The sequence below is a fragment of the Serratia sp. CY27727 genome, from assembly GCF_052169275.1.
Lineage (GTDB): Bacteria > Pseudomonadota > Gammaproteobacteria > Enterobacterales > Enterobacteriaceae > Serratia > Serratia sarumanii.
Map to the genome: position 1 here is coordinate 83381 of NZ_JBJNLB010000014.1, position 18454 is coordinate 101834.

The window sequence follows — 18454 nt, forward strand, 5'->3', positions numbered from 1 at the left end:
TCGGGTTATTTTCTACGATGATGGTTTTATTGCCGGAGATACCAGCACAATGGCGGATAAGTTTCACATTTTGCTTCTGAACGGCCCCAATCTCAATCTGCTGGGGACGCGTGAGCCGGAGAAGTACGGCAGCACGACGCTGACAGAGATTGTTAACGGATTGGAAAACCAGGCATCCGCATTGGATATTACCCTGAGCCATCTGCAGTCCAACGCCGAGCATCAGCTGATCGATCGCATTCATCAGGCGCGCGGCAACACCGATTTCATTCTGATAAATCCGGCGGCGTTCACGCACACCAGCGTGGCGCTGCGCGATGCGTTGCTGGCGGTGCAGATCCCGTTCATCGAGATCCACCTGTCCAACGTGCACGCCCGCGAACCTTTCCGCCATCACTCTTATCTCTCGGACGTAGCGGTAGGCGTGATTTGCGGCCTCGGCGCGGATGGCTACGCTTTCGCTTTACAGGCAGCGGTTAACCGTCTGTCGAAAACCCACTAATTGCTCCACAAAAAGAGTACGGAATCACACTCATGGATATTCGTAAAATCAAGAAACTGATCGAACTGGTTGAAGAATCAGGCATTTCTGAACTGGAAATCTCTGAAGGCGAAGAATCGGTTCGCATCAGCCGTGCCGCACCGGCGCAGGCTTATCCCGTCATGCAGCAGGCCTACGCGATGCCGGCACAGCAGCAGCCAGCCCTGGCTAACGCCGTTGCCACCGCTCCTGCGGCAGAAACCCCTGCAGCACCGGCGGCCGTGAGTGGCCACGTCGTTCGTTCCCCAATGGTAGGCACCTTCTACCGCACCCCAAGCCCGGACGCGAAAGCCTTCGTTGAAGTGGGCCAGAAAGTGAACGCCGGCGATACCCTGTGCATCGTTGAAGCCATGAAAATGATGAACCAGATCGAAGCGGACAAGTCCGGCGTCGTGAAAGCCATCCTGGTGGAAAACGGCCAGCCGGTCGAATATGACGAGCCGCTGGTCGTCATCGAATAACGAGGCGCCCCCATGCTTGATAAAATTGTTATCGCCAACCGCGGCGAGATCGCGCTTCGCATCCTGCGTGCCTGTAAAGAACTGGGCATCAAGACCGTTGCGGTTCACTCCGCGGCCGACCGCGATCTGAAACACGTGCTGCTGGCCGACGAGACCGTCTGCATCGGTCCTGCGCCATCGGTAAAAAGCTACCTGAACATCCCGGCCATCATCTCGGCGGCGGAAATCACCGGCGCGGTGGCGATCCACCCAGGTTACGGCTTCCTGTCCGAGAACGCCGACTTCGCCGAGCAGGTTGAACGCTCCGGCTTCATCTTCATCGGCCCGAAAGCCGAGACCATCCGCCTGATGGGCGACAAGGTTTCCGCGATCAACGCCATGAAGAAAGCCGGCGTGCCGTGCGTACCTGGCTCCGACGGCCCGCTGACCGACGACATGGATAAAAACCGTGCCTTCGCCAAGCGCATCGGTTATCCGGTGATCATCAAGGCCTCCGGCGGCGGCGGCGGTCGCGGCATGCGCGTGGTGCGCAGCGACAAAGACCTTGAGCAGTCCATCAACATGACGAAAGCGGAAGCCAAAGCGGCTTTCAACAACGACATGGTGTACATGGAAAAATACCTGGAGAATCCGCGCCACATCGAGATTCAGGTATTGGCCGACGGCCAGGGCAACGCCATCTATCTGGCCGAGCGCGACTGCTCCATGCAGCGCCGCCACCAGAAAGTGGTCGAAGAAGCGCCGGCGCCGGGCATCACCAGCGAAATGCGCCGTTACATCGGCGAGCGCTGCTCGAAAGCCTGCGTGGAAATCGGCTACCGCGGCGCGGGCACCTTCGAGTTCCTGTATGAAAACGGCGAGTTCTATTTCATCGAAATGAACACCCGTATTCAGGTAGAGCACCCGGTTACCGAAATGATCACCGGCGTGGATCTGATCAAAGAGCAGCTGCGCATCGCTGCCGGTCAGCCGCTGTCGATCAAACAGGAAGAAGTGAAGATCCACGGCCACGCGGTAGAATGCCGCATCAACGCCGAAGATCCGAACACCTTCCTGCCGAGCCCGGGCAAGATCACCCGCTTCCACGCGCCAGGCGGTTTCGGCGTGCGTTGGGAATCTCATATCTACGCCGGTTATACCGTACCGCCGTACTATGACTCCATGATCGGCAAACTGATCACCTTCGGCGAAAACCGTGACGTGGCGATTGCCCGCATGAAAAACGCCCTGGCTGAACTGATCATCGACGGCATCAAAACCAACGTTGAGCTGCAGCAGAAGATCATGAACGACGAAAACTTCCAGCACGGTGGCACCAACATCCACTATCTGGAGAAGAAGCTGGGTCTGCAGGAAACCTAAGGCAGCACGCAGCATCGTCTGACGAAAGGCCGGTGAATCACCGGCCTTTTTCTTTGGCGTTGCCGCCAGTAACGGCTTGGCAAAACGCCGTCATGCCGTAAAATTCCCTACCTTTGATGAATCCATCACCGTAAACCTATGGGAGACACGGATGGACAAACGCTTTATTCAGGCGCACCGCGAAGCGCGCTGGGCGCTGGGACTGACGCTGCTCTACCTGCTGGCCTGGGGGCTGGCGGCCTATCTGCCGGACAGCGCCGTCGGCGTCACCGGCCTGCCGCACTGGTTCGAAATGGCCTGCCTACTGGTGCCGCTGCTGTTCATCGGCCTGTGCTGGCTGATGGTGCGCACGGTGTTCCGCGACATTTCGCTGGAGGACAGCGATGCAAACTGAAGTGATCCTGCCGCTGGTCGCCTACCTGCTGCTGGTATTCGGCCTGTCGGTATACGCCTATCGCCGCCGTCAGAATGGAAATTTCCTCAGCGAATATTTCCTCGGCAACCGCTCGATGGGCGGCTTTGTGCTGGCAATGACCCTGACCGCCACCTACATCAGCGCCAGTTCGTTTATCGGCGGCCCCGGCGCCGCCTACAAATATGGCCTGGGCTGGGTGCTGCTGGCGATGATCCAGCTGCCGGCGGTGTGGCTGTCGCTCGGCGTGCTGGGCAAGAAATTCGCCATCCTGGCGCGCCGCTATAACGCTATCACCCTCAATGACATGCTGTATGGCCGCTACCAAAGCCGCCTGCTGGTGTGGCTGGCCAGCCTCAGCCTGCTGGTGGCGTTCCTCGGCGCCATGACGGTGCAGTTTATCGGCGGCGCACGCCTGCTGGAAACCGCCGCCGGCATTCCTTACGACACCGGCCTGCTGATCTTCGGCATCAGCATCGCGCTGTACACCGCCTTCGGCGGCTTCCGCGCCAGTGTGCTGAACGACGCCATGCAGGGGCTGGTGATGCTGCTCGGCACCGTGCTGCTGCTGGTGGCGGTGATCCATGCCGCCGGCGGACTGGACAGCGCAGTCAGCAAACTGCAGCAGATCGATCCGGCGCTGGTGTCGCCGCAGGGCGGCGATCAGATCCTCAGCCTGCCGTTTATGGCGTCGTTCTGGATCCTGGTGTGCTTCGGGGTGATCGGCCTGCCGCACACCGCCGTGCGCTGTATCTCCTACAAGGACAGCAAGGCGGTTCACCGCGGCATTCTGCTCGGCACCGTGGTGGTGGCGGTGCTGATGTTCGGCATGCACCTGGCCGGCGCGCTCGGCCGCGCGGTGTTGCCGGATCTCAAGATCCCCGATCAGGTGATCCCGACGCTGATGATCACCGTGCTGCCGCCGTACGCCGCCGGGATTTTCTTGGCGGCGCCGATGGCGGCGATCATGTCGACCATCAACGCCCAACTGCTGCAATCCTCCGCCACCATCATCAAGGATCTCTATCTTGGCGTACGGCCGCAGCAGATCCACAACGAGCGGCTGATCAAGCGCTTCTCCAGCCTGACCACGCTGATCCTCGGCCTGTTGGTGCTGTTGGCGGCCTGGCGGCCGCCAGAGATGATCATCTGGCTCAACCTGCTGGCTTTCGGCGGGCTGGAGGCGGTGTTCCTGTGGCCGCTGGTGCTGGGCCTGTATTGGGAACGCGCCAATGCTCAGGGAGCGCTTAGCTCAATGGTGTCGGGTGCGGTATGCTATACGCTATTGGCCAGCTTCAACCTGCAGCCGGCGGGGCTGCACCCTATCGTGCCTTCGCTGTTGCTCAGCCTGTTGGCGTTTTATCTCGGTAACGTCGTCGGCGAAAAGCGCCGGACGGCGTCATCATTACCCTCTTGAAGAGAATTGCTATGCCTTGGATCCAACTCAAACTGAACACCACCGGCAGCCAGGCGGAAGACCTGAGCGACGCGCTGGTGGAAAGCGGCGCCGTGTCGGTGACCTTCCAGGACACCCACGACAACCCGGTGTTCGAACCTTTGCCGGGTGAAACCCTGCTGTGGGGCGATACCGACGTGATCGGCCTGTACGACGCGGAAACCGATATGGCCGAGGTGGTGGCGATGCTGGAACAGCACCCGCTGCTGGGCGCCGGTTTCCGCCACAAGATAGAGCAGCTGGAAGATAAGGACTGGGAGCGCGAATGGATGGACAACTTCCACCCGATGCGCTTCGGCGAGCGTTTGTGGATCTGCCCGAGCTGGCGCGACGTGCCGGATCCCGACGCGGTCAACGTGATGCTCGATCCGGGCCTGGCGTTCGGCACCGGCACCCACCCGACCACGGCGCTGTGTCTGCAGTGGCTGGACGGCCTCGATCTGGCCGGCAAAACCGTCATCGACTTCGGTTGCGGTTCCGGCATCCTGGCGATCGCCGCGCTGAAGCTGGGTGCGGCGCGCGCTATCGGCATCGACATCGATCCCCAGGCCATTCAGGCCAGCCGCGACAACGCGCAGCGTAACGGCGTTTCAGAGCGTCTGGAGCTGTATCTGCCGAAAGACCAGCCGGCGGACCTGCTGGCGGACGTGGTGGTCGCCAACATCCTCGCCGGCCCACTGCGCGAGCTGGCGCCGCTGATCGGTTGCCTGCCGAAGGCCGGCGGCCATCTGGGGCTGTCCGGCGTGCTGGCCAGCCAGGCCAGCAGCGTTGCGCAAGCCTACGAAGAGAAGTTCACGCTCGACCCGGTCGCCGAGCGTGAAGAGTGGTGCCGCATCACCGGCCGCCGCAAGTAAGCGTCACGGTCTATTGCCCCCTCATCCACCGGCCCTGCGCCGGTGGATTTTTTTTGCCTGGCGATCGGCCCGCGGGCGAGACAAAATTTTATGCAATTTTTCGCCGTTCAACGACGGATCGCCCTGACAATGCGCCTTCCAGGCAGGCTATCCCGGCAAAAAACGCGGGTGAATGCAGATAATATCCTGCGCAAAGGCGAATATTTTACCGCACACAAAATAAGCACTTTTCGTCAACTCATTGTAAAATATATACAATATTTTTATGAATCACTGCGTAGCGCATTTTTTGCCCTAATATCGCGCCAATTGGTTAAAGTTTGGCCTTTCATCTCGGCGAAAAAATGCGTAATATACGCGCCCTTGCGGACACAGTATGGTCACTCTTTGTCTATGCGCATTGGACACCACCAGCTTACTAATTGCCTGATTGCGGCCCCGATGGCCGGTATTACAGATCGCCCGTTCAGAACCCTCTGTCATGCAATGGGTGCTGGGATGGCTGTATCCGAAATGCTCTCCTCCAACCCGGAGGTGTGGCGGACGGATAAGTCGCGTCTGCGTATGGTGCATAGCGATGAACCAGGGATCCGCTCCGTGCAGATTGCCGGATGCGATCCTGATGATATGGCCGCCGCCGCGCGTATCAACGTGACCAGCGGCGCGCAGATCATCGACATCAATATGGGATGCCCTGCCAAAAAAGTGAACCGGAAGCTTGCCGGGTCCGCCTTGTTGCAGTACCCGGATCTGGTTAAACGGATCCTCCACGCGGTGGTTGACGCGGTGGATGTGCCGGTAACGCTGAAGATTCGCACCGGCTGGGCGCCAGAGCATCGTAACTGTGTAGAGATTGCCCAACTGGCCGAAGACTGTGGTATTCAGGCCCTGACGATTCACGGCCGAACCCGCGCCTGTCTGTTTAACGGCGACGCGGAATACGACAGCATTCGGGCAGTTAAGCAGAGTGTTTCCATTCCGATTATCGCGAATGGGGATATTACTGACCCGCATAAAGCCAGAGCAGTGCTCGACTACACCGGGGCCGATGCCCTGATGATAGGCCGCGCTGCTCAGGGGAGACCCTGGATCTTCCGGGAAATCCAGCATTATCTGGACACTGGGGAGTTGCTGCCGCCGCTGCCGCTTGGCGAGGTGAAGCGCTTGTTGATTGGGCACATTCGGGAATTGCACGGCTTCTATGGCCAAGGCAAGGGATTCCGGATTGCTCGTAAGCACGTGTCCTGGTATCTCCAGGAACACGCTCCGAATGACCAGTTTCGGCGCACATTCAACGCCATAGAGGATGCCAGCGAACAGCTGGAGGCGTTGGAGGCATATTTCGAAAATCTTAGCGTAAAAAAAGAGCTGACAGAACTATGTTCGAACAACGCGTAAATTCTGACGTACTGACCGTTTCTACCGTTAACTCACAAGATCAGGTGACTCAAAAGCCTCTGCGTGACTCGGTTAAACAAGCACTGAAGAACTATTTTGCTCAACTGAACGGTCAAGACGTAAATGACCTGTATGAGCTGGTACTGGCTGAAGTTGAACAGCCACTGTTGGACATGGTGATGCAATACACCCGTGGCAACCAGACCCGCGCAGCCCTGATGATGGGCATCAACCGCGGCACGCTGCGCAAGAAGCTGAAAAAATACGGCATGAACTGATACTAGTCAGTTAACGTGTTGAAAAGGCGCTTTATCTCATTTGATAAGCGCCTTTTTCTTTTGGGGTGCGCCCGGTTTGCGGGCAATAAAAAAGGCCGCAGCGCGGCCCTTGTGGCAAAGCGGAGACCTTATTCGGTCACTTTGTTCTTGAGGCTTTCCGCCCCTTGCTTGGTCTTGTCCCAAGCCTTCTCCGAACCTTGCTTGGTGGAGTGCCAGGCCTTTTGCGAGCCTTCGCTCACTTTGCTGCCGACGCTGTCGCTCTTGCCTTCGGCGGCGTGCTTGGCTTTCAGCTTCAGCTCTTCACCCTTGTCCTGAGACTGGTGCAGCTTTTCTTTGGCGGTATCCGCTCCTTTGTGCGCTTCGGCAACGACCTCGTTGCTGGCGTGAGCAGCGGTGTCGGTCGCGGTCTCAGCGGCGAACACCGGGGAAGCGAGCAGCAGTGCAGACAAGGCAATGATTGATTTCTTCATAAGTCCCTCTTTTCTCAGATACGTGCCATTCGTCATGAAATAAGATGGCACACAATCCCGTTAAAGAAACCTAAGAATAGTACGAAAACCAAAAATACCAACATAAAATATCAACACCCACATATTTATTAACTTTTCATGCCATCAAAGTTCAACAACGGCGAAATGGCACGAAAAAGTTAAATTTTATCTGTCACAAAACTATAATTTTTACGTTTTTACCTCGTAATAATCAGTAATGACAGGGATGGATTCTATGGTTGCCGTCATCATCATAGGCGTTTTTATCGTCAGCTTCCTTTACGCACACTCCCGCGGCAAGGAGAAACAAAAGCTTACCCGCCAACTGTTCGATCACTCCACCTTTATGGGGCCGATCAATATGTTTATGACCGGTTTCTCCCGTTTGCCCGCCAGGCAGCCCTATTTCGACGAAAAAGGTTTCCCGGAGCTGCAGACGCTGACCGACAACTGGCAGGTGATCCGCGAGGAAGCGGTGCGCTTGCAGCATCACATCAAAAAGGCGCAGTCGCACAACGATGCGGGGTTCAACACCTTCTTCAAACGCGGCTGGAAACGTTTCTATCTGAAGTGGTACAGCGACAGCCACCCTTCGGCGCAGACGCTGTGCCCAAAAACCGTCGAGCTGCTCAACCGCATCCCGTCGGTCAAGGCCGCGATGTTCGCCGAGCTGCCGCCCGGCAGCCATTTGGGTAAACACCGCGATCCTTACGCCGGCTCGGTGCGCTATCACCTGGGGTTGATGACGCCCAACGACGATCGCTGCTTCATCGAGGTGGACGGCGAGCAGCACAGTTGGCGCGACGGCGAGGCGGTGATCTTCGACGAAACCTACGTGCACTGGGCGCAGAACGCCACCGATCAGACGCGCATCATTCTGTTTTGCGACGTCGAGCGGCCGATGAAATGGCGCTGGGCGCAGGCGGTCAACCACTGGGTCGGCGCCACGCTGATGTCGGCGGCCAGCTCGCCAAACGACGATCAGGACCGCACCGGCGGCATCAACCGCATCTTCAAATACGTCAACGCGGTGCGCGATGCCGGCCAGCGCCTGAAGGCGCGCAACCGCCGCGGTTACTACCTGCTGAAATGGCTGGTGATCGCTGCGATTTTCGCCGCGATTATCATTCCCAGCCTATAAAACGAGCCAATCTTCAACTCAGGGGCAACGCGAATGAGAATATTCGCATGCCCCTCTTCCTCTGTACCCCGTACCCTGTGTTAACATACACGTTCCTAGAGCCGCCTCCGCTGGCCAACAGCTATCCCTCCGAAGCCTGATAGCAGCGCAAACCGCCCTTCGAATGTAAATGTTTAGTCAATTATGGAATTCCGACTAAACCCTGGCCGTACTTGGGTGTCTGAGTATTCGTATCGCTATCGAGTGGATCCTTTATGCGTTACAGGTTGCTACCCCCTAACGCATAAACGAGCTGCTATGAAACGCCAAAAGAGATTTCAACTTTCCTTGCTGCACCCGCGCTACTGGCTGACCTGGTTCGGCCTGGCCCTGCTGTTCCTGCTGGTACAGCTCCCTTACCCGTTGCTCAATCGGCTGGGGGTGTGGATGGGGCGCACTTCGATGCGTTTTCTTAAGCGTCGCGTCACCATTACCCGCCGCAACCTCGAACTGTGCTTCCCCGAGATGGACGAAGCGCAGCGCGAACGTAAAGTAGTGGGCAACTTCGAATCGCTCGGCATGGGCCTGCTGGAAACCGGCATGGCCTGGTTCTGGTCGGATAAACGCGTCAAGCGCTGGTTCAACGTCTCCGGCATCAACCACCTCAAAATGGCGCAGCGCGACGATCGCGGCGTGCTGGTGATCGGCGTGCACTTTATGTCGCTGGAGCTGGGCGGCCGGGCGATGGGCCTGTGCCAGCCGATGATGGCGATGTACCGCCCGCACAACAACAAGGCGATGGAGTGGGCGCAGACCAAGGGCCGCATGCGCTCCAACAAGGCGATGATCGATCGCAAGGATCTGCGCGGCATGGTGCACGCGCTCAAGCGCGGCGAGGCGGTATGGTTCGCACCGGATCAGGACTACGGCCCGCGCGGCAGCGTATTCGCGCCGCTGTTCGCCGTCGATCAGGCCGCCACCACCAGCGGCACCTTCATGCTGGCACGCATGGCCAACCCGGCATTGGTGCCGGTGGTGCTGATCCGCCGCGAAGGCGGCCGCGGCTACGACCTGCTGATTCAACCGGCCCTGGAAGACTACCCGCTCAGCGACGAACAGGCGGCGGCGGCTTACATGAACAAAGTGATCGAGAAAGAGATCATGCGGGCGCCGGAGCAATACATGTGGCTGCACCGCCGCTTCAAAACCCGACCGGCCGGCGCGCCCTCGCTGTACTGACCCTCTTTTTTCCAGCCCGGCCAACGCCGGGCTTTTTTGTGCGCCACGTTTAAAAAGCGGCGGCTCGACACTCTACTTTCCTGTAATCTCCTTTTTTACCCGTACAGGAAAGGAAATGATGAAAGCTCAAGTTCGCATTGCTCTGGTCGGTGATTACAACCCGCAAGCCGTGGCCCATCAGGCCATCCCCGTGGCGCTCCAGCTCACCGCCGCCCATCTCGACATCGACGTGCAGCCCCAATGGCTACCGACAGAAACCCTGACCTCCCCCGACGTCCTGCAAAATTTCGACGCCATCTGGGTGGTGCCGGGTAGCCCGTATCGTTACGACGACGGCGCCTTTATGGCGATCCGCCATGCGCGGGAAAACGACGTGCCGTTCCTCGGCTCCTGCGGCGGTTTTCAATACGCCATCGTCGAGTACGCCCGCAACGTGATGGGCTGGCACGACGCCGGCCATGCGGAAACCGACAGCGGCGGCCGATTGGTGATCGCCCCGCTGAGCTGCTCGCTGGTGGAAAAAACCGGCGACATCGTTTTTCAGCCTGACACCCGCGTCGCGCAGGCCTACGGCAGCCTGAACACCCATGAAGGCTACCACTGCAACTTCGGCGTAAATCCGGAATTCGTCGCCGATCTTGAGCGCTTCCCGCTGATCGTCAGCGGCCACGACACCGAAGGCGACGTGCGCGCCATCGAACTGCCGGGCCGGCGTTTTTACGTCGCCACGCTGTTCCAGTCAGAACGCGCCGCGCTGCGCGGCGAGCTTTCGCCGCTGGTGGTGGAACTCGTCAAAACCGCCGCCAACGGGTAAAAAAAAGCCCTCTTGCGAGGGCTTTCTCGGATACATCCCGCCGGCTTACGCCTGTCCGAGCTCGCGCAACGCCAGATTGAAGTGTTGCCCCAGCTCACGCCGATGAACCGGATGCTCCATCATCGACACATGGTCGCCGTTGACCTGGCTGACGCGGACGGTCGCCGGCGGCAACAGCTTATCCCATCCCAACGCGGAAGCGTCTTCGCGGCAATATCCCGCCTGCTTGATCCTCTGCCAATACGCCTGGAACTGTGCGTTCTGCGAATTGACGGAAACCTGCTCCTGCTTCGCCTTGAACAGATGGATTTTCAGCGATGCGGGCTGCACCAGGGTCGCTTCCACCAGTTTGGCGTAGTGGTGCCGCTGCTGCCAGAGCGCCGCCTCGTCGGCCACTTCCTCACGCTGAGTCTTGATCCCGGCGCGTTGCACGGCCGCGATCGCCTCAGGCAACGGCAGCTCGGCCAACTGCTGACAGAACTGCGGATCCGGCCTTTCCTGCGTTGACTCCACCCAGTTCAGCAACAGCTGGACCGGGCTGTGCATCGCCTCCACCGGCCGCAACGTGTCGATCAACCCCAGGAAGGCGACCGCTTCCCCGGCCGATTGCAGCTGCTCGGCGATGGCATAGGCCAACACCCCGCCGGAAGAGTACCCCGCCAGATGGTATGGCCCCTGCGGCTGCACCTCGCGAATCAACGCCACGGCGCTGGCGGCCATATCGGACATGGTGGCCGGCTTCTCCTCCACCGCCGGCCACGGCACGGCGTAGACCGGGAAGGTCTCGTCGATCTCCTTGGCCAATTCAAACACGTAGGAGTGGTCGCCAAAGCCGGTCGGAACGAAGAACAGCGGCGGCCGGCTGCCGCTGCTGCGAGCCGGCACCGCTTTGCGCAGCGGAGCCTCTGCGGTGCGACGATCTATCCGCTCGGCCAGCTCGGCCAATATCGGATGGTTGAAGATCGCCTGTACCGGCAAGGTGATGCCTTGCTGACGCAGCTGGCTGGAAAGACGTACCGCCAGCAGCGAATGGCCACCGAGCTCGAAGAAATTGTCGTGGCGCCCTATCTGGCCAATCTCGAGCAGCTCACACCATACCCGCGCCAGCGTCGTTTCGGTCTCCCCCTGAGGCGCCGCATACTCCCGAGTGCCGACTGCCGCGCGCTCCGGCTCCGGCAAGGCGCGCCGATCCAGCTTGCCGTTGGCGGTCAACGGCAGCGCATCCAGCCAGACATAAGCCGACGGCACCATGTACTCCGGCAAACGTTCGCTCAGATAGGCCCGTAGCTGTCCCTGCAACGCGCTGCGGTCAACGTCGGCCGTCGGTACGATCCAGGCGACCAGGCGCGGATGATGTTCCGTCGAACAGACCTGCACCACCGCTTCCCGCACCCACGGGCTCGCCGCCAGCTGCACCTCAATCTCGCCCGGTTCGATGCGGAACCCGCGCAGCTTGATCTGCTGATCGCATCGCCCCTGGTATTCAAGACTGCCGTCCGGTAAATAACGCGCCAGATCGCCGGTGCGATACATGCGGCCGCCGCCGACCGGATTGAACGGATCGCTCAGGAAGCGCTGTGCCGTCAGTTCCGGTCGGTTCAGGTAGCCCAACGCCACCCCCACGCCGCCGATATGCAATTCCCCCACCGCCCCCATCGGCACCGGGCGCCCGCGGGCGTCCAGCAAGTAAGCGCGGGTATTGCCGATCGGTTTCCCAATCGGCAAGCGCGCCTCCCCTTCAGCCCGCTCGATACGTGCCGTTGTCGCAAAGGTGGTGGTCTCCGTCGGCCCATAGGCATGGATCAGGTGCACCGGCCCCCGCTCTTGCAACAACCGCGCATAAGCGCCCGGATCCTCTTTCTCCCCTCCGCTAATCAGATATTTCAACTGCGCCAGTGCGCCACTGATGCTGTGCACATACTGATTGAACAGCGCAGTGGTCAAGAACAGCGTGGTGATGCGATGGCGTTGCAGTTCGGCCGCCAGACGCTCGGCCTCCATCATCACCTCCGGCGCGATCACCACCAGCGCACCGCCATTCAACAGGGCGGCCCAAACCTCCATCGTGCTGGCATCAAATGCCGGATTGGCGGCAAAGGCGATGCGGTCGTCGGCGTCAAAGGCGGCGTAGCGGTTGTTGCGCACCAGACGCGTGATACCCTGGTGCGGCGTCATGACGCCTTTCGGCGTACCGGTCGAGCCGGAGGTATACATGATGTAGGCCGTCGCGCCGCTCGACACGCGCAACGCCGGGTTACCGTTATGATCTTCAGCTTCGCGATCCTCGACCGTCAGCTGCGGGATCTCCTCGTCGCCGATGGCGTCCGTCAGCATCAGGCAGGCGCCGCTGTCATCGGCGATCCACGCCTGACGCGCGGCCGGCAGTTGCGGATCGATGGGCACATACGCCGCCCCGGCCTTGATTACCGCCAATTGGGCGCAGACCAGTTCGATGCTGCGCGCCAGCCGCACCGCGACCCGGTCGCCCGGTTGTACGCCGCGCTCAATCAGCCGATGCGCCAACCGGTTGGCGCGCGCATTCAACTGTGCGTAGCTGAGCCGTTGCGCATCCTGGATCAAAGCGATGGCCTGCGGCGTCAGCCGCGCCTGCTGTTCAAACAGTTCGTGCACGCAGGTATCCGCCGGGTAAGCTTCCGCCGTATGATTCCAGCGGCACAGCTGCAACGCATACTCTTCATCCGGCATCACCTCCAGTTCACAGACCGGTGTCTGAGGCGCCTGCTCCAATGCCTGCGCCAATGCGCTCAACGCCTGCGCCATATAGCCACACACGCGCTGCGCTTCAATCGGCTGCCTGACCTGCGCCGTCAGGCCCAGCGAATCACCGCCGTCCTCGACCGACAGCACGAACGGATAGTTGGTGCGTTCCTGGCTATCGAGCAGCGTTACGCCGGTCGGCAATGCGGTGTCCTCGCCGCTGTTATGCCGGTAGTTCAGCAGGGCACTGAACAGCGGCGTGCCCGCGGCGACGCCGCTGCAGCGCTGCGCCAACGCCAGCGGCGCATGCTCATGGGCCAGCAGCCCGCTCAGCCGGATGTGCGCCTGCAACACCGCCGATTCCGCGCCGACCTCGTTGACATCCAGCCGCAGCGGCAACGTATTGATAAACAATCCGAGCGCCCGTTCCGCCCCGTCTCCGGCCTGCATGCGGCCCAACAATACGGTGCCGAATACCACCTCATCGCGGCCGGTAGCGCGCGCCAACACCTGCGCCCAGGCCAGGTGGCACAGGCTGGCCAGGCTGACGCCCAGCCGCCGCGCCTGCCGCCGCAGCTGTTGGTTGAGCGCATGCGGTAAAGCCAGGTGCGCCGTCGAGATATCCCGCCCTTCGCCATGCACGTCGCTCAGGCCGAACGGCAGCGACGGTTCATCGATATCCGCCAGCATAGTGCGGAAGAACCGTTCGTGTTCGGCCTTGCTGACGCCGAGCCTTGCCTGCGCCACCGCGTTGCGGAACGGCGGTGCCTTGGCCAGTTCGTCCCCGCGCCCGGCCAGGATCAGGTTGATCTCCTCCTGCATCACCGCCAGGGTCGAGTGGTCGCCGATCAGGTGATGCCATTGCTGGAGCACGCACCAACTGCCTTCTTCCCCCTGTGCGGCGACAAAGCTCAGCAACGGTGCGCGCGTCAGATCAGGCCGCACGCGGCGCGGATCAAACAACGCCGTCAGCCGCGAACCGATCTCGCCCTCTGCCGGATTGAGCCGCAGTTCTCGCAGCGACAACTCGGCCTTGCGCCACACCACCTGCACCGGCGATGACACGCCCTGCGTGATGAACGCGGTGCGCAGAATGTCATGGCGATCGATCACCTGCTGCATCGCCGCCAGCCAGGCGTCCAGGCGCGCACGGCTGTCGAAACGCAGCACCGCAGACAGCTGGTACGGGTCGCCTCGTTCCGCCAGCAGATGGTGGAACAAAATCCCCTCCTGCAGCGGCGACAAGGCGTAGATGTCCTGTACGTTGGCCACACCGCCCGGCACCTGCGCCACCACCGCGTCGATTTCCGGCTGGCTCAGCGTCGCCAGCGGCAACATCTCCGGCGTAATGGCTACGCAGCCCGGCAGGATACCGTTGGCCGGCACGCTCACTTCCTGCTGCGTGACCAACGTCTGCGCCAGCGTTGACAGCGTCGGCGCGGTGAACAGCGTTTGCACCCCGGCGCTCAGCCCGACACGGCGCAGCTGCGCCATCAACTTCACCGCCAGCAGCGAGTGGCCGCCCAATTCGAAGAAGTTATCGTGGCGCCCGACCCGCTCAATGCCCAGCAGCTCGCGCCAGATCCCCGCCAGCAGCGTTTCCAGTTCGCCTTCAGGTTCGGCGTAAACCTCACGCACGTAGGCGTCCTCCTGCGGCTCAGGCAGCGCGCGCCGATCCAGTTTGCCGTTCGGCGTCAGCGGTAGCGTATCCAGCGCCACCCAGGCCGCCGGCAGCATAAACTCCGGCAACATCCCCGCCAGATACTGTCGCAGCGTCACCGCCAACGTCTGGCGATCCGCGTCAGCCTCCGGCACCACCCAGGCTACCAGTCGCTTATTGTCCACTTCGCCGAGGACATCCACCACCGCTTCGCGCACCGCCGGATGACCGGCCACTCGCGCCTCGATCTCACCGCATTCGATGCGGAAGCCGCGAATTTTCACCTGCCGATCGTTGCGTCCCAGGTAGTCGATATTGCCGTCCGCCAGATAGCGCGCCAGATCGCCGGTGCGATACATCCGCTCGCCTGGGTTAAACGGATCCGCCAGGAATCGCTCTGCCGTTAACTCTGCGCGGTTGAGATAACCCAGCGCCACCCCGGGGCCGGCGATGTAGATCTCGCCGGTCGCGCCGAGCGGCACCGGTTGCCCGTGCTCATCCAGCAGATAAATCCGGGTATTGCCGATCGGCCGCCCGATAGGCAAACGCTGCCATGGATCCACTCGCTCGATCGTGGCCGTCGTGGCGAACACCGTACATTCGGTCGGCCCATAAGCGTTGATCAGCCGTACCGGCCCAGCCTCTTTCAGCATGCGGGCAAAGGCGTGCGGATCCGCCGCTTCACCGCCGCTCAGCAGATATTTCAACTGCGCCAGCGTCGCGGCGATGCTATGGGCATATTGGTTAAACAACGAGGTGGTCAGGAACAAGACGTTAATCCCTTGCCGCACCAGCGCCGCCGCCAACGCCTCGGCTTCCGTCAACACTTCCGGCGCAATGATCGCCAGACTGGCGCCATTCAACAGGGCTCCCCACATTTCCAGCGTGCTGGCGTCAAACGCCGGATTGGCGGCGAAAGCGAAGCGATCGCCGCGTTCAAACGACGCAAAACGATTGTTGATCGCCAGCCGGAGGATGCCTTGGTGCGTCACCATGACGCCTTTAGGCGTACCGGTCGAGCCCGAGGTATACATGATATAGGCCGGCGCGTCGCCGGCGCGAGCCACAGCCGGATCGTGGGTCGGATTCTGCCGCAGCCGATCGATACGTAGGCAGGCGATCTCGCCGGCTATCTCGCGGTCGATATCGCGATCGCACAGGATCAACAACGCCCCGCTGTCGCCGATGATCCACGCCTGCCGCGCAACGGGCAGGTGCGGATCGAGCGGCACATAAGCGGCTCCCGCCTTGAGGATCGCCAGCTGGGCGATGACCAGAGAAACGCTGCGTTCAAGCGACGTGGCCACGCGATCGCCCGGGCGCACGCCCTGCGCGATGAGTTGGTGCGCCAGTTGGTTGGCGTGGGCGTTCAATTGGGCGTAGCTCAGGCTGTCCCGATCGTTCACCACCGCAACGGCGTCCGGCGTGCGCTGCGCCCACTGTTCAAACAGGACGTGGGCACTGCTCTGCGCCGGATAAACTTCCGCGGTTCGGTTCCAGCCGTACAACAACAGTTCACGCTCGGCAACCGGCAGCAGATCGAGATGCGACGCAGGCTGCGTAGCATTTGTCGCCATCGCCCGCAGCACCTGCACCAGGTAAACGCCGTAACGCTCGGCGGTAGCGCGGTCGAACAGCGCCGTGGCGAAGTTCAGCGTCCCGCTGATTTGCTCGTCGCGCTCCGCCAAATCGAGCGTCAAATCATACTTGGCGATCTGATAGCCCAACTCGGCACTCTCGGCCTGCAGCCCAGGCAGCGAGATATCGCGCACCGAGCCGTCCTGCCAGGCCAACATCACCTGGAACAGCGGGGTATAACCCAGGTGGCGCGGCGGATTGACCAGCTCCACCACCTGCTCGAACGGCAGATCGCGATTTTCCCGTGCCGCCAGCACCGCGTGGCGGATCCGCGCGATCAGCGTCGGCAGATCCGGATCGTCGCGAAGATCGATGCGCAGCGCCAGCGTGCTGACGAAGAAGCCGACCAGCGATTCGGTTTCCAGCCGGCCACGGTTGGCCTCCGGCGTGCCGATCACCAGCTCCTGCTGCCCGGCCATGCGCGCCAGCACCAGGCTCCAGGCCGCCAGCACCGTCATGAACAGCGTGCCGCCATGCTGCCGGCTGAACTGCCGCAGCGCCTGCGTCAGCTCGGCGTCGATCGCGATCGGCACCTCCCCGCCGCTGAAAGACTGCACCGTCGGACGCGGCCGGTCGGTCGGCAGCGTCAGCAGCGCCGGCGCATCGCTCAGCGTTTCGCGCCAGTATTGCGCCTGCGCCGCCAGCCGCTCCGGCGTCAGATAGCGACGCTGCCAGGCGGCGTAATCCGCGTATTGCAGCGTCAGCGGCGGCAGCGGATCGGCATCGCCGCGACGCAAAGCGCCGTACAACGCCCCCAGTTCACGCAGCAGAATGCCGGTCGACCAACCGTCGGAAATGATGTGATGACAGGTGAGCAGGAACAGATGCTCCTCATCCGCCAGGCGGATCAGCGCGGCGCGCACCAGCAGCCCCTGCGTCAAATCAAAAGGCGCCTCCGTCAGGCGCTGCGCCAGTTGCCGCGCCTGGCTCTGAGCATCCTGCCGCCCACGCAGATCGTGAACCGTCAACGGCAGCGCGTCTGCCGGCAGAATGTGCGCCTGCGGCTGCCCCTCGACGGTGACAAACCGGCTGCGCAACGCTTCGTGGCGGGCATAGAGCACATCCAGGCTCTGCCGCCAGGCGGGCAGAGCCAGCTCGCCGCGCAGGCTCAGCGCCAGGGGAATATGGTAAGTTTCACTCAGGCCTTCCAACTGCGTCAGGAACCACAAACGCTGCTGAGCAAACGACAGCGGCAACGCGGCGCCGCGTGGCATAGCCTCGATCGGCGGCAGCGCCTCATCGGTTCTCCGCAGTTGCTGCGCCAATGCCAGCAGCGTCGGGTTGGCGAACAGGACCTGCAACGGCAGCTGCCATTCCATCTGCTGCAGACGGTTGGTCAGACGCACCGCCAGCAGCGAGTGGCCCCCCAGCTCGAAGAAGTTATCGTGGCGCCCGACCCGCTCCACGTTCAGCAGCTCGCGCCAGATCGCCGCCAGCAGCGTTTCGTGTTCACCCTGCGGCGCTTCGTACGCTGCCTGGCTCTGCGCCCCCTGCGGCTCCGGCAACGCTCGCCGATCCAGTTTGCCGTTCGGCGACAGCGGCAACGCCACCACCACCACCCAGGCCGACGGCACCATATAGTCCGGCAGCGCCGCGCTCACATGCTGCCGCAGCGCGCCCGCCAGCGCTTCTTCCGCCACGTCCGCGGCCGGCACCACCCACGCCACCAGCCGTTTGTCGTCGCCCACCGCCCGTGCATCCACCACCGCTTCGCGCACCGCCGGGTGCGTCGCCAGCACCGCCTCTATCTCGCCGCATTCGATGCGGAAGCCGCGGATTTTTACCTGCTGATCGTTGCGCCCCAGGTACTCGATGTCGCCGTTCGCCAGATAACGCGCCACGTCGCCGGTGCGGTACATCCGCCCGCCCGGCGCGAACGGATCGGCAAGGAAACGCTCCGCCGTCAGTTCAGGCCGGTTCAGGTAGCCCCGCGCCACCTGCACCCCGCCGATATACAGCTCGCCCACCGCCCCCAGCGGCACCGGCTGCCCGCGCTCGTCCAGCAGGTAGAT

The 18454-nt window shown here is 61.7% G+C and carries 13 protein-coding genes; 11 read left to right on the forward strand and 2 right to left on the reverse strand.

Annotated elements, in window-relative coordinates:
* Positions 1 to 49: 49 nt before the first annotated feature.
* The 8 genes from aroQ (at position 50) to fis (ending at position 6762) form a co-directional block, all read left to right on the forward strand.
* The gene (aroQ, locus tag ACJ8HB_RS22990) at positions 50 to 502 is read left to right on the forward strand and encodes a type II 3-dehydroquinate dehydratase (protein ID WP_004936891.1); all 453 of its coding nucleotides are present in this window, start codon (positions 50 to 52) and stop codon (positions 500 to 502) included.
* Positions 503 to 534: 32 nt separating this feature from the next.
* A complete protein-coding gene (gene accB, locus ACJ8HB_RS22995) occupies positions 535 to 1002 on the forward strand; it encodes an acetyl-CoA carboxylase biotin carboxyl carrier protein (RefSeq protein ID WP_033636178.1) in 468 nt (155 codons plus the stop codon).
* Between the two features lie 12 nt (positions 1003 to 1014).
* Positions 1015 to 2364 carry an acetyl-CoA carboxylase biotin carboxylase subunit gene (gene accC, locus ACJ8HB_RS23000; RefSeq protein ID WP_004936886.1) on the forward strand — a complete coding sequence of 450 codons (1350 nt, stop codon included), beginning with the start codon at positions 1015 to 1017 and terminating at the stop codon, positions 2362 to 2364.
* Positions 2365 to 2515: 151 nt separating this feature from the next.
* Positions 2516 to 2758 carry a YhdT family protein gene (locus ACJ8HB_RS23005; protein WP_033636179.1) on the forward strand — a complete coding sequence of 81 codons (243 nt, stop codon included), beginning with the start codon at positions 2516 to 2518 and terminating at the stop codon, positions 2756 to 2758.
* Positions 2748 to 4193: a sodium/pantothenate symporter gene (gene panF / locus ACJ8HB_RS23010; protein ID WP_033636180.1), complete on the forward strand. Its 1446-nt coding sequence runs from the start codon at positions 2748 to 2750 to the stop codon at positions 4191 to 4193. Before ACJ8HB_RS23005 ends, panF begins: the two co-directional genes overlap by 11 nt.
* Positions 4194 to 4204: 11 nt before the next feature.
* A complete protein-coding gene (gene prmA / locus ACJ8HB_RS23015; RefSeq protein WP_033636181.1) occupies positions 4205 to 5086 on the forward strand; it encodes a 50S ribosomal protein L11 methyltransferase in 882 nt (293 codons plus the stop codon).
* Positions 5087 to 5479: 393 nt separating this feature from the next.
* Positions 5480 to 6484 (forward strand): tRNA dihydrouridine synthase DusB, encoded by a 1005-nt coding sequence (gene dusB, locus ACJ8HB_RS23020; protein WP_047571722.1) that lies wholly within the window; start codon positions 5480 to 5482, stop codon positions 6482 to 6484.
* Positions 6466 to 6762 (forward strand): DNA-binding transcriptional regulator Fis, encoded by a 297-nt coding sequence (fis, locus tag ACJ8HB_RS23025; protein WP_000462905.1) that lies wholly within the window; start codon positions 6466 to 6468, stop codon positions 6760 to 6762. Before dusB ends, fis begins: the two co-directional genes overlap by 19 nt.
* Before the next feature lie 128 nt (positions 6763 to 6890).
* Here the strand turns inward: fis and ACJ8HB_RS23030 are convergent, their stop codons facing one another.
* A complete protein-coding gene (locus tag ACJ8HB_RS23030) occupies positions 6891 to 7232 on the reverse strand; it encodes a hypothetical protein (RefSeq protein WP_004936850.1) in 342 nt (113 codons plus the stop codon).
* Between the two features lie 256 nt (positions 7233 to 7488).
* Here ACJ8HB_RS23030 and lpxO point away from each other — a divergent pair, with 256 nt between their 5' ends.
* The 3 genes from lpxO (at position 7489) to ACJ8HB_RS23045 (ending at position 10426) form a co-directional block, all read left to right on the forward strand.
* Positions 7489 to 8394, forward strand: coding sequence for a lipid A hydroxylase LpxO (lpxO, locus tag ACJ8HB_RS23035; protein WP_033636182.1), 906 nt, complete (start codon positions 7489 to 7491; stop codon positions 8392 to 8394).
* A gap of 297 nt (positions 8395 to 8691) precedes the next feature.
* Entirely contained in the window at positions 8692 to 9612 is a 921-nt protein-coding gene (gene lpxP / locus ACJ8HB_RS23040; protein WP_033648968.1) for a kdo(2)-lipid IV(A) palmitoleoyltransferase, read from the forward strand.
* Positions 9613 to 9727: 115 nt separating this feature from the next.
* The gene (locus ACJ8HB_RS23045; RefSeq protein WP_223182021.1) at positions 9728 to 10426 is read left to right on the forward strand and encodes a CTP synthase C-terminal region-related (seleno)protein; all 699 of its coding nucleotides are present in this window, start codon (positions 9728 to 9730) and stop codon (positions 10424 to 10426) included.
* A gap of 45 nt (positions 10427 to 10471) precedes the next feature.
* Here the strand turns inward: ACJ8HB_RS23045 and ACJ8HB_RS23050 are convergent, their stop codons facing one another.
* Complete coding sequence (locus tag ACJ8HB_RS23050) at positions 10472 to 18424, reverse strand: amino acid adenylation domain-containing protein (protein ID WP_442522806.1); 7953 nt, start codon at positions 18422 to 18424, stop codon at positions 10472 to 10474.
* Positions 18425 to 18454: the final 30 nt, after the last annotated feature.